This is a genomic window from Streptomyces sp. NPDC008001 (assembly GCF_042958085.1).
Taxonomy (GTDB): domain Bacteria; phylum Actinomycetota; class Actinomycetes; order Streptomycetales; family Streptomycetaceae; genus Streptomyces.
Genome location: NZ_JBIBIZ010000006.1, coordinates 442,437 through 453,447, shown reverse-complemented (window position 1 = coordinate 453,447; position 11,011 = coordinate 442,437). Strand labels below are relative to the sequence as shown.

The 11,011-nt window shown below is 72.0% G+C and carries 10 protein-coding genes; 7 read left to right on the top strand and 3 right to left on the bottom strand.

The window, feature by feature from the left end:
• The first annotated feature begins 206 nt into the window (after positions 1-206).
• The gene (locus tag ACFZCD_RS18680) at positions 207-887 is read left to right on the top strand and encodes a response regulator transcription factor (protein ID WP_031183999.1); all 681 of its coding nucleotides are present in this window, start codon (positions 207-209) and stop codon (positions 885-887) included.
• A gap of 94 nt (positions 888-981) precedes the next feature.
• On the opposite strand, the gene ACFZCD_RS18675 is transcribed toward ACFZCD_RS18680, so the two are convergent.
• Positions 982-1,644 (bottom strand): DUF461 domain-containing protein, encoded by a 663-nt coding sequence (locus ACFZCD_RS18675; protein ID WP_391832056.1) that lies wholly within the window; start codon positions 1,642-1,644, stop codon positions 982-984.
• A gap of 571 nt (positions 1,645-2,215) precedes the next feature.
• Here ACFZCD_RS18675 and ACFZCD_RS18670 point away from each other — a divergent pair.
• The 3 genes from ACFZCD_RS18670 (at position 2,216) to ispF (ending at position 4,326) form a co-directional block, all read left to right on the top strand.
• Entirely contained in the window at positions 2,216-2,698 is a 483-nt protein-coding gene (locus ACFZCD_RS18670) for a CarD family transcriptional regulator (RefSeq protein WP_003953493.1), read from the top strand.
• A gap of 364 nt (positions 2,699-3,062) precedes the next feature.
• Positions 3,063-3,836 (top strand): 2-C-methyl-D-erythritol 4-phosphate cytidylyltransferase, encoded by a 774-nt coding sequence (gene ispD, locus ACFZCD_RS18665; protein WP_391832054.1) that lies wholly within the window; start codon positions 3,063-3,065, stop codon positions 3,834-3,836.
• A complete protein-coding gene (ispF, locus tag ACFZCD_RS18660) occupies positions 3,826-4,326 on the top strand; it encodes a 2-C-methyl-D-erythritol 2,4-cyclodiphosphate synthase (RefSeq protein ID WP_391832053.1) in 501 nt (166 codons plus the stop codon). The genes ispD and ispF overlap by 11 nt, the downstream gene beginning before the upstream one ends.
• Positions 4,327-4,399: 73 nt before the next feature.
• Here ispF and ACFZCD_RS18655 read toward each other — a convergent pair whose 3' ends face one another.
• Positions 4,400-4,807: a PPOX class F420-dependent oxidoreductase gene (locus ACFZCD_RS18655; protein ID WP_391832051.1), complete on the bottom strand. Its 408-nt coding sequence runs from the start codon at positions 4,805-4,807 to the stop codon at positions 4,400-4,402.
• 166 nt (positions 4,808-4,973) lie between these two features.
• Entirely contained in the window at positions 4,974-6,305 is a 1,332-nt protein-coding gene (locus tag ACFZCD_RS18650; RefSeq protein ID WP_391832049.1) for an acyltransferase family protein, read from the bottom strand.
• A 369-nt stretch (positions 6,306-6,674) separates the two neighbouring features.
• Between ACFZCD_RS18650 and cysS the strand changes: the two genes are divergently transcribed.
• From cysS to ACFZCD_RS18635, 3 genes are all read left to right on the top strand, one after another.
• Positions 6,675-8,072: a cysteine--tRNA ligase gene (gene cysS, locus ACFZCD_RS18645; protein WP_391832047.1), complete on the top strand. Its 1,398-nt coding sequence runs from the start codon at positions 6,675-6,677 to the stop codon at positions 8,070-8,072.
• Positions 8,073-8,201: 129 nt separating this feature from the next.
• Positions 8,202-9,152, top strand: coding sequence for a 23S rRNA (guanosine(2251)-2'-O)-methyltransferase RlmB (rlmB, locus tag ACFZCD_RS18640; protein WP_391832045.1), 951 nt, complete (start codon positions 8,202-8,204; stop codon positions 9,150-9,152).
• Positions 9,153-9,293: 141 nt separating this feature from the next.
• Entirely contained in the window at positions 9,294-10,934 is a 1,641-nt protein-coding gene (locus ACFZCD_RS18635) for a DoxX family membrane protein (RefSeq protein WP_391832043.1), read from the top strand.
• The last annotated feature ends 77 nt before the right edge of the window (positions 10,935-11,011 follow it).

Sequence of the window (11,011 nt, the reverse complement as noted above, 5' to 3'; positions counted from 1 at the left end):
CCCCCGGACCCCCACGCCCGGGGTGGGCGCGGGCAGCCTCTTTCGTATTGCTCCGCAGTGCTTTGAGACCCGACCGGAGGTCAACCCGTGACCCGAGGCGCAGTCTCCCGGGGGGCGACCCCCCGGACCCCCACGCCCGGGGTGGGCGCGGGCAGCCTCTTTCGTATTGCTCCGCAGTGCTTTGAGACCCGACCGGAGGTCAACCCGTGACCCGAGTACTCGTCGTAGAGGACGAAGAGTCCTTCAGCGACGCGTTGTCCTACATGCTGCGCAAGGAAGGGTTCGAGGTCGCCGTCGCGGCCACCGGCCCCGACGGGCTGGACGAGTTCGAGCGCAACGGCGCCGACCTGGTCCTGCTCGACCTCATGCTGCCGGGCCTGCCCGGCACGGAGGTCTGCCGGCAGCTGCGCGGCCGCTCCAACGTGCCGGTCATCATGGTGACCGCCAAGGACAGCGAGATCGACAAGGTCGTCGGCCTGGAAATAGGAGCCGACGACTACGTCACCAAGCCCTTCTCCTCCCGCGAGCTCGTCGCCCGCATCAGAGCGGTCCTGCGCCGCCGGGGCGAGCCGGAGGAGGTCACGCCGGCCGCCCTGGAGGCCGGCCCGGTCCGGATGGACGTCGACCGGCACGTCGTCACGGTCTCCGGCGCCAAGGTCGACCTGCCGCTGAAGGAGTTCGACCTCCTGGAGATGCTGCTGCGCAACGCGGGCCGCGTGCTCACGCGCATGCAGCTGATCGACCGGGTGTGGGGCGCGGACTACGTGGGCGACACCAAGACCCTCGACGTCCACGTCAAGCGCCTGCGCGCCAAGATCGAGCCGGACCCGGGGGCGCCCCGGTACCTGGTCACGGTCCGCGGCCTCGGCTACAAGTTCGAGCCGTAGGCCGCTCCGGCGGCCTGCCGCCGGTCTCACCCGTACGAGCGAAGGGCCCGGAAGCGAACGCTTCCGGGCCCTCGTCGTGTGCGTGCGCGCCCGGTCAGTGACCGGCGTGCTGCTGCGCGGCCTGCGACGGCGCACCGGCGCCGGGGCTCGCGGCACCGCTCGGCTTGCCCGCGCCGGACGGCGACCCGGCACCGGACGGCGTCGCCGCGCCGGACGGCGCCCCCGTGGACGGGGTCGGCGCGGCCTCGCTCGGGCCCCAGTCCTTGAAGTAGCTCGTCGCCGGGACGACGAACGCCCCGATGGTGACCTGGCCCGTGTTGCTGAAGTCGAAGGCCAGGCGCTGCTGCTCGCCGTCCTTCAGTGCCTCCCGGCCGTCCGGCAGGACCGCCGAGGCGTTGCCCTTGCCGCCCAGCAGCACGGAGCCGCCGGCGGGCACGACGACGTCGCCGGAGCCCTTGGCCGCGGTGAGCTTCACCTTGGCGTTCTTGCCGGGCAGGGTGATCGCGCGGAGCGTCTGGTCCTTGCGGCCGTTGTTGAAGACCTGGCCGGTGATCACGGCGGGGCCCTTGGCGGTCAGGTCCGGCTGCGTGATGACGTTGACGTTCTGCAGCTTGATGTCGCCGACCGAGGTGGCGGCGTTGTCCGGCTTCACCTCGAGCGTCTGCGCGCTGTTGCCCGCCGCGCAGGCGGAGAGCGAGGCGATCGAGAGCACGAGGGCGGTAGCGGCGAGAACGCCGCGTCGAAGGCTGCTGCTCACGGCGGCGGCATCTCCTTGGACGAGGTATGAGGTGTAAGCGGTGCAAGCGGTGTAAGCGTGGTGTCAGCGCGCTTAGGTTACCGACCCCCTCGGAGGGGGCCGCACCCGACCCGCCCCCATGGTCAACTTCGGCCCTGTCCGGTCCACGGCCGAATATCGACGCTGCGGGCCGGGCACGGATGTCCCCGGGCACCGGTGCGCATTATCGGTACGGAATGTGCGCGCGCACGGAAGGCCTTCCGGAATTGATCAAGTTCGCGGTGATCAATTCCGGAATCCGGCCGGGGAAGACGGCCGGCGCCCCGAACGGAGTAGCGGAAGTCAGCCGAGCGGACCCCGGCAAAACGGGACGTTCGACCGCTCGCGAGTGGCTCTCGGCGCATGTAACGTGCCCGTTTCGGCTTGCCCGAAGAACCGCTCCCACCTGCGAATACCCGCTTCCGGAAGCCTCCCGCAGCACGTCCCGGTTGCTGTTGTCAAGCCCCGAGATATGCCCTGACCTGCGAAAACGCCATTCAGAACGCTGAGTTCCCGTGTTAGACTGGATAGCCACGGAAGGGGTACCTGTCACATGACGTTCAAGGTTGGCGACACCGTGGTCTATCCCCATCACGGGGCCGCGCTGATCGAGGCCATCGAAACTCGCCAGATCAAAGGCGTGGACAAGACCTACTTGGTGCTGAAGGTCGCCCAGGGTGACCTGACGGTTCGGGTGCCGGCGGACAATGCGGAGTTCGTCGGTGTGCGCGATGTGGTCGGCCAGGATGGGCTGGACCGGGTCTTCGAGGTGCTCCGCGCACCGTATGCGGAAGAGCCGACGAACTGGTCCCGTCGCTACAAGGCAAATCTCGAGAAGCTCGCGTCGGGCGACGTGATCAAGGTTGCCGAGGTCGTGCGTGACCTGTGGCGCCGCGAGCGCGAGCGCGGTCTGTCCGCCGGCGAGAAGCGCATGCTGGCCAAGGCGCGCCAGATCCTGGTGAGCGAGCTCGCCCTCGCGGAGAACACCAACGAGGACAAGGCCGAGGCCCTGCTCGACGAGGTCCTCGCGTCCTGAGGCGCGCGCCGATGCCCTCGCGCCGATGCCTTCGCGTCCCGACGCACAGGTGCCGGACGTGAACACCGGACGTACCGGTCGTGCAGACGCACCGGACGCTCAGCCGGACGTAAAGAAGTGCCGCGGTGCCCGCGCGGTGACGCAAGTCATCCGCCGGGCGCTGCGGCATCTCTGGATGCGGGGCATACACCGGAGCGCATACGCCGTGCTGGTGTGCCGGGCCCGGGCAGCCGGCCCGACCAGCTGTCACGGAAGGGGCTGATCGGGGCTTGTTGCCCGGCACCGTCCCCCCGGCTCTGCGAGCAGGGGGTACCCCCAGGCCATACCCAAACCGGCCGAGGAAGCAAACCTGAACGCGAACGCAATGTCTGATCGAGCCCCTGCCGTCACTCCTTCGCGCACCGCCGCCGTGATCCCCGCGGCCGGCCGCGGGGTCAGACTCGGCCCGGGCGCCCCCAAGGCCCTCCGCGCCCTGGGCGGCACCCCCATGCTCGTCCACGCCGTCCGGGCGATGGCCGCCTCCCGCGCCGTCTCCCTCGTCGTCGTGGTCGCCCCGCCGGACGGCGCCGCCGAGGTCCGTGCCCTCCTCGACGACCACCCCCTCAGCGGCCACGACCGCGCCGAGGTGCTCGTCGTCCCCGGCGGGGAGACCCGCCAGGAGTCCGTACGCCTCGGCCTCGCGGCCCTCCCGGCCGACGTCACCACCGTCCTCGTGCACGACGCCGCGCGCCCCCTGGTGCCCGTCGACACCGTCGACGCCGTGATCACCGCCGTCCGCGAGGGCGCCCCCGCCGTCGTCCCGGCGCTGCCGCTCGCCGACACCGTCAAGCAGGTCGAGCCGCGCACCGGCGCCGCCGAGGGCGAGCCCGAGCTCGTCACCGGCACGCCCGAGCGGGCGCTGCTGCGGGCCGTGCAGACCCCCCAGGGCTTCGACCGGCGCACGCTGGACGCCGCCCACGAGGAGTTCGCCGCCCACGAGGGCGAGGGCGCCACGGACGACGCCGGCATGGTCGAGCGCCTCGGCGCCCCCGTCGTCCTCGTCCCCGGCCACGAAGAGGCCTTCAAGGTCACCCGGCCGCTGGACCTCGTCCTCGCCGAGGCCGTACTCGCCCGAAGGAGGGCCAACGATGGCTTCTAGCCCGCTCCCCGCCCTGCCCCAGGTGGGCATCGGCACCGACACGCACGCCTTCGAAGAGGGCCGCGAGCTGTGGTGCGGCGGCCTGCTGTGGCCCGGGGAGACCGGCCTCGCCGGCCACTCCGACGCCGACGTCGTCGCCCACGCCGCCTGCAACGCCCTCTTCTCCGCCGCCGGCCTCGGCGACCTCGGCGCCCACTTCGGCACCGGCCGCCCCGAGTGGGCCGGCGCCTCCGGGGTCACGCTGCTCACCGAGGCCGCCCGCATCGTGCGCGAGGCCGGCTTCGTCATCGGCAACGTCGCCGTCCAGGTCGTCGGCGCCCGCCCGCGGATCGGCAAGCGCCGCGAGGAGGCCCAGAAGGTCCTCTCCGAGGCCGTCGGCGCGCCGGTGTCGGTTTCCGGCGCCACCACGGACGGCCTGGGCTTCCCGGGCCGCGAGGAGGGCCTCACGGCGGTGGCGACGGCCCTGGTGGTGCGCGCCCAGGCCTACTGAGCCCGGGCGGCAGCAGAAAAGCCCCCCGGCGGCAGCAGGAAAGCGAGCGGCGCCGTACCGGAAGGCCGTGCGGTCAGATCGACCCCACGACCTTCCGCGGCGTCACCCGCACGACCACCCTCTCCGCGTCGTCCTTCGCCGCCGGGTTGAAGTCCGCGTAGTCCTTCCCCGTGTACTTCCGCGAGAGCTCGTTGATCAGCTCCTGGCCGCCCTCGGTGGTGAGCGTGGCCGAGCCGCGCACCTCGGCGTACGTGTACGGCGCGTTCGGCGGGTTGATCATCACCGTGACGCGCGGGTCGCGGCGCAGGTTCCGCTCCTTGCGGCGCCCGACGGTCGTGGAGATCAGCAGGTCGTCCCCGTCGCGCGTGAGCCAGGTGACCGTGAGCTGAGGGCTGCCGTCCGGCTGGACCGTGGCGACGGTCGCGAAGACGGGGGAGTCGTCGAGGAGCTTCTTCAGGTCGTCGGAGAGCGTGGCGGCCACGGCGGTTCCTTCCCTGGGGCGCGTGCGCGGACGCGCTCACCGTATGCCGCCGGGCCCCGAAAGGGGCGCGTACAAGCCGGGACAAGCCGGAACGCGCCCGAAGTGGCGCAGCGCCCCGGCAGCCGCCGCAGCGGCCACCGGGGCGCTCGGAGCTTCTCCGGAGGGCTCAGGCCCGGTCCGGCTGCCCCACGACCACGCGGTCGCCCGCCGGCTGCTCGTAGCCGCCGGTCTCGTACGCCCGCAGCCGCTGCGCCGCCGCGCCCTCGCGGACCTCCTCGCGCCCGGCGTGCTGCTCGCGCCCGGCGTGCTGCTCGGGCACGCCCGAGGGCACGACCGCAGACGCGGCGGGCGCCGCAGCGGCGCTCTTGGCGGCGTGCGCCTCGCCCTTCGCGCGCGGGGAGTGCTGCCGCACCTCCGCCATGCTGGAGCGCATCACCTTGCGCAGCCAGGAGCTCAGCGGCCGCTCGACGAACCGGTGCATCAGCCAGGCCGCGCCGAGCATCATCAGGACCAGGCCGATGACCAGCAGGTGCCGGGGGATGCGGTCGCGCAGGGCGTAGGTGAGGGTCATGCCGATGTACTGGTGGAGCAGGTACAGCGGGTAGGTGAGCGCGCCCGCCGTGGACAGCCAGCGCCACTGGATCCGGTTGAACGCGCCGCACGCGATCAGGGCCATCAGCACGAACGCCACGAAGACGATCACCCGGGCGGGCCAGGCGGGGATGTTGTGCGTGGTGTTGTCCGCGACACGCCGCGTGATGTGGTGCTCGGCGAGCAGCAGCGACAGGGCGACGATGCCCCAGAGCAGCGCCGTGGGGCGGTAGCGGTACATGAGGTAGAAGGCGATGCCCGCGACGAAGTACGGCTGGTAGAGCGGCATCGCCCACATGTCGAGGAGCTTGACGTTCGCCTGCACCGAGGCCACCGCCACGACCGTCCACACGGCGCAGAACAGGACGCACTTGCGGTACGTCACGCCCGTGGCAACCACGATCGCGAAGAGTACGTAGAACTTCAGCTCGATGAAGAGCGTCCAGTAGACGCCGTCGACGTCCCAGACCCCCAGCCCCGACTGCAGCATGGTGAAGTTGGTGAGCACGCCGTCGAAGCCGCCGTTGACCTGCCGGACCTGCGGCCACAGCGTGACGATCAGTGCCGTCAGGCAGATCGCGACCCAGTAGGCGGGGTAGACCCGCGACACCCGCGAGACCACGAAGTCGCCCAGCGAGCGGCCCCACGTGCTCATGCAGATCACGAAGCCGCTGATGAGGAAGAAGATCTCGACGCCCGTCCAGCCGTACTGGGCGAACTTCCACAGGTTGGGGAAGATGTGCTCGGGGTCCTGGCCCCAGCCGCCGCGCAGCGCCACGTAGTGGAAGAAGACGACCATGAGGGCCGCGAGGAGCCGGAGCCCGTCCAGGACGTAGAGCCTGGGAGCGGCGGCTTTCTGTCCGGCTACCAGGCCGCCATCGAGGTCCCCTCGTCTGGCGAAACGCATGTCGTCCTCTCCATCGGGCTCAGGTCGGCTCATCCTATGAGGGCCGTCCGCGGGCATGCTGACACAAGGACCCCCCGGCCCGCCGTGACAGTTATCTCCTGTCTCTGCCGTAATTCCAACCCCCGGCCCGGAACGTCTCCGGGGTGATCTTGTGACGATCTTGTGGGGGGCCGGACAGACCGGCACGGATCTCCTCCGCCGCCCGCTTCGGCCCGCACGGTGCCGGGGAAGCTATCACGCAGACCTTTACTTTTGCCGTATGAGGTAAATAAACGACAAAGCGCGCCGTTTCGCCACGGAACCCGTCGTTCCCTCCCTTCCGCGCCCCGATTGCCGGGGGCACTGCCGAACGCCCACTACTCTGGTTGCGTGACCATTCGCCTGTACGACACCAGCGCCCGGCAGATCCGCGACTTCTCCCCGCTCACTCCGGGCTGCGTCTCGATCTACCTGTGTGGCGCGACCGTGCAGGCCGCTCCGCACATCGGCCACATCCGCTCCGGCCTGAACTTCGACATCCTGCGCCGCTGGTTCACCTACCGCGGCTACGACGTCACCTTCGTCCGCAATGTCACGGACATCGACGACAAGATCATCAACAAGGCGGCGGACCAGAAGCGCCCGTGGTGGGCCATCGGCTACGAGAACGAGCGCGCCTTCAACGACGGCTACACCGCCCTGGGCTGCCTGCCGCCCACCGTGGAGCCCCGCGCCACCGGCCACGTGACCGAGATGGTCGAGATGATGCGCGGCCTCATCGAGCGCGGCCACGCCTACGCCGCCGACGGCAACGTCTACTTCGATGTCCGCTCCTTCCCCGGCTACCTGCAGCTGTCCAACCAGGAGCTGGACAACCTCCTGCAGCCCTCCGGCGAGGGCGAGACCGGCAAGCGCGACCCGCGCGACTTCGCCATGTGGAAGGCCGCCAAGCCCGGCGAGCCCAGCTGGGAGACCCCCTGGGGCCGCGGCCGCCCGGGCTGGCACCTGGAGTGCTCGGCCATGGCCCACAAGTACCTGGGCGAGGCATTCGACATCCACGGCGGCGGCCTCGACCTGATCTTCCCGCACCACGAGAACGAGATCGCCCAGGCCAAGGCCTTCGGCGACGACTTCGCGGGGTACTGGCTGCACAACGCCTGGGTGACGATCAGCGGCGAGAAGATGGCGAAGTCGCTGGGCAACTCCGTCCTCGTCTCCGAGATGCTCAAGCGCTGGCGCCCCATCGTGCTGCGCTACTACCTCGGCACCCCGCACTACCGCTCGATGATCGAGTACAGCGAGGAGGCCCTGCGCGAGGCCGAGGCCGCGTTCGCGCGGATCGAGGGCTTCATGCAGCGCGTCTGCGAGATGGCCGGCAAGACCGTCGAGCCCGCCGCCGAGGTGCCGCCCGCCTTCGCCGACGCCATGGACGACGACCTCGGCGTCCCCCAGGCGCTGGCGATCGTCCACACCACCGTCCGCCAGGGCAACTCCGCCCTCACCGCGGACGACAAGGAGGGCGCCGTCGCCCGCCTGGCGGAGGTCCGCGCCATGCTCGGCGTCCTCGGCCTCGACCCGCTCGACGAGCAGTGGGCCGACGCCTCCGCCGGCCGCAGCGACGACCTCCACGGCGTCGTGGACTCCCTCGTCCGCCTCGTCCTCGACCAGCGCCAGGCCGCCCGCACCCGCAAGGACTGGGCCGCCGCCGACGCCATCCGCGACCAGCTCCAGCAGGCGGGCCTCGCCATCGAGGACACCCCCGCCGGACCGCGCTGGTCGCTGTCCTGAGGGACACTTTTCGTACGTACGTAGTAGGCAACCGCCGGACGCCGTCCGGCGCAGCCGCCCGAAGCCCGCAGGGCCCCGCCAGAACCGGTCGGTGCGAAGGCGGCAGAGTAGAAGAAGTCAGGTGACCCCATGGCCGGCAACAGCCAGCGCAGGAACCGCCGCACGTCCAACAAGAAGGGCGCGACGGTCGGCAGCGGCGGCCAGCGGCGCCGGGGCCTGGAAGGCAAGGGCCCGACCCCGCCCGCCTCCATGCGCAAGGGACACAAGAAGAACCGTGTCGCCAATGCCCAGGCCAAGCAGGCGGCCCGCCGCCCCGCTCCCCGCCGCGGCGGCCCCAAGGGCCCCAACGAGCTCGTCGTCGGCCGCAACTCCGTCGTCGAGGCGCTGCGCGAGGGCGTCCCCGCCAAGACCCTCTACGTCCAGCAGTACCTGGACAACGACGAGCGCGTCCGCGAGGCCCTCCAGCTCGCCAACGACAAGGGCCTCAACCTCATGGAGGCCCCCCGTCCCGAGCTGGACCGGATGACCAACGGCCTGAACCACCAGGGCCTGGTCCTCTCCGTGCCGCCCTACGAGTACGCCCACCCCGAGGACCTCACCGCCGCCGCCTTCGACGACGGCGAGGACCCGCTGATCGTCGCCCTCGACGGCATCACCGACCCGCGCAACCTCGGCGCCGTCGTCCGCTCCGTCTCCGCCTTCGGCGGCCACGGCGTGGTCGTCCCCGAGCGCCGCGCGGCCGGCATGACCGCCAGCGCCTGGAAGACCTCCGCCGGCACCGCCGCCCGGACGCCCGTCGCCCGCGCCACCAACATGACGCGGATGCTCGAGGCGTACCAGAAGGAAGGCCTGATGGTCGTCGGCCTCGCCGCCGACGGCGACGTCGAGCTGCACGAGCTCGAAGCCCTCGAGGGCCCGGTCGTCATCGTCGTCGGCAGCGAGGGCAAGGGCCTGTCCCGCCTCGTCGGCGAGACCTGCGACTTCCGCGTGCGCATCCCGATGCCGGGCGGCGCCGAGTCGCTCAACGCCGGTGTCGCCGCCGGTGTCGTGCTCTACGAAGCAGCGCGCCGCCGCGCCTGAAAAACCCCTTCGCGTGGGCGGGACCTGCCGGTGATCCGGCAGGTCCCGCCCACGCGGGCGTTCCCCGGCAAGCCGCGTTGACGCGACCCGGACAGTTCGACCCGGTCAAGGCAGTGTCCTAATCAGAAGTCACTCGGTTAGATGAGTGTGGACACCAGAACACCCCGCACACCCACGGGGGGAAGCTCTTCCGGGTACGACGACCAGCCCGCGCTGAGTACGGTGAAGGTTCCGTCCGACCCGGCGCAGATCGCCGTCAACCACGTGAGTTTCCGCGTGCAGCTCGCGCGGCCCCCGCGCGTCGCCCGCCAGTTCGCAGGCATGGCCGACACGGCGCAGCTGCCCACCGTCAAGAGTGCGCCCAGACGGCGCGCTCCCGTGGTGTGGAGCGGGCGGGCCGCCCCCGGCGACGCGGCGCCCACGGAACTCCTGCAGGCCGTACGGGACTCCGCCGTCACGGACGCGGGCTCCACCCAGGTGCTGCCCCGCATCCGCGTCGGCGACCAGCCGCCCTCCGTCGTCGGCCCCCGCAGTCACGCCGAGCACACCGGCGCGGGCGAGCTCGTCGACGCCGCCGGGCCCGCCGGCCCCGGGACGCAGCTCCTGCACGGCGTCCGCCCCACCGGCAGCGCGTACGAGGAAGACCAGTACCGCTACCCCCCGTTCGACGGCCCGGACGACCCCGACGGCTACGACACCGAGGACGACGAGGACAGCCAGGACGGCGGCTCCAAGCGCCACCACGACACCGTCCGGCACGCCTACTACCCCGGCCGCCGGATGAACCTCGGCGTCGTCCTGCTCCCGCTGCGGATCTTCCTCGGCTTCACGACCATCTACGCCGGCATGGGCAAGCTCTGCGACGCCGCCTACTTCGACGGCGGCAAGCGCGGCTCCATGGTCGCCTGGCTCACCGGTCTCCACCCCTGGCCCGCCGCCGAGCCCCTGCGCAACCTGGCCCTCGCCCACCCCGTCGGCGCCGGCCTCACCGTCGCCTTCCTCCAGGTCGTCATCGGCGTCCTCACCATCGCCGGCCTCTGGCAGCGCCTCGCCGCCGCCATCGGCGTCCTGCTCTCCGCCGTCCTCCTCGTCACCGTCAGCTGGCGCAGCGCCCCCGTCTACGACGCGCCCGACATCATCTACCTGGCCGCCTGGAGCCCCCTCGTCATCGCCGGAGCGCCCTTCTACTCCATTGACGGGCGACTGGCCGGCGAGGCCTGGCGGCGCCTCGGCCCCCGCGCCGAGCTGTGGGAACTGCGCCGTCGCGTCCTGCGCCGCGGCACGATCATGGCCACGGTCGTCATCGGCCTCACCCTGCTGGTGGGCTCCACCCTCGGCGGCGCCGTCCGCTCGTCCCAGACCATCAAGGTCCCGGGCCCCAGCGACCCCCCGGTCAACAACCTCCCGGGTTCGCCCCTCCCGCAGACCCCCGGCACCGCCACGCCGCGCGGCTCCCACGGCCCGTCGGCCGCCGGCACCCCGACCCCCACGGCCCCCGGCACCCACCCGGCGACCCCGTCCGCGACGGCCCCGGCCGTGCCCGGCGCCGCCCGCACCCCCACCGGCGCCGCAGCGGGCGGCACCGGTCACCCCGGCGCCAGCCAGGGCGTCCGCCCCGCCCCGCAAACCCCACGGAAGCCCGCCGCCCCGGCCGCCCCGCGCAGCCCCTCCGGCGGCTCGTCGGCCTCCAGCGGCACGGGCAGCACGACGAGCAGCACGGGCGGCAGCTCGTCCGGCGGCTCCTCGGGCGGCACGGGAGCGCTCGGCGGCCTCCTGGGCTGAGCACGGCGCTCCACGCGAACGGCCCCCGCACCCGGGAAGGGTGCGGGGGCCGTTCGCATCCGGCGGTCCTGCGCGCA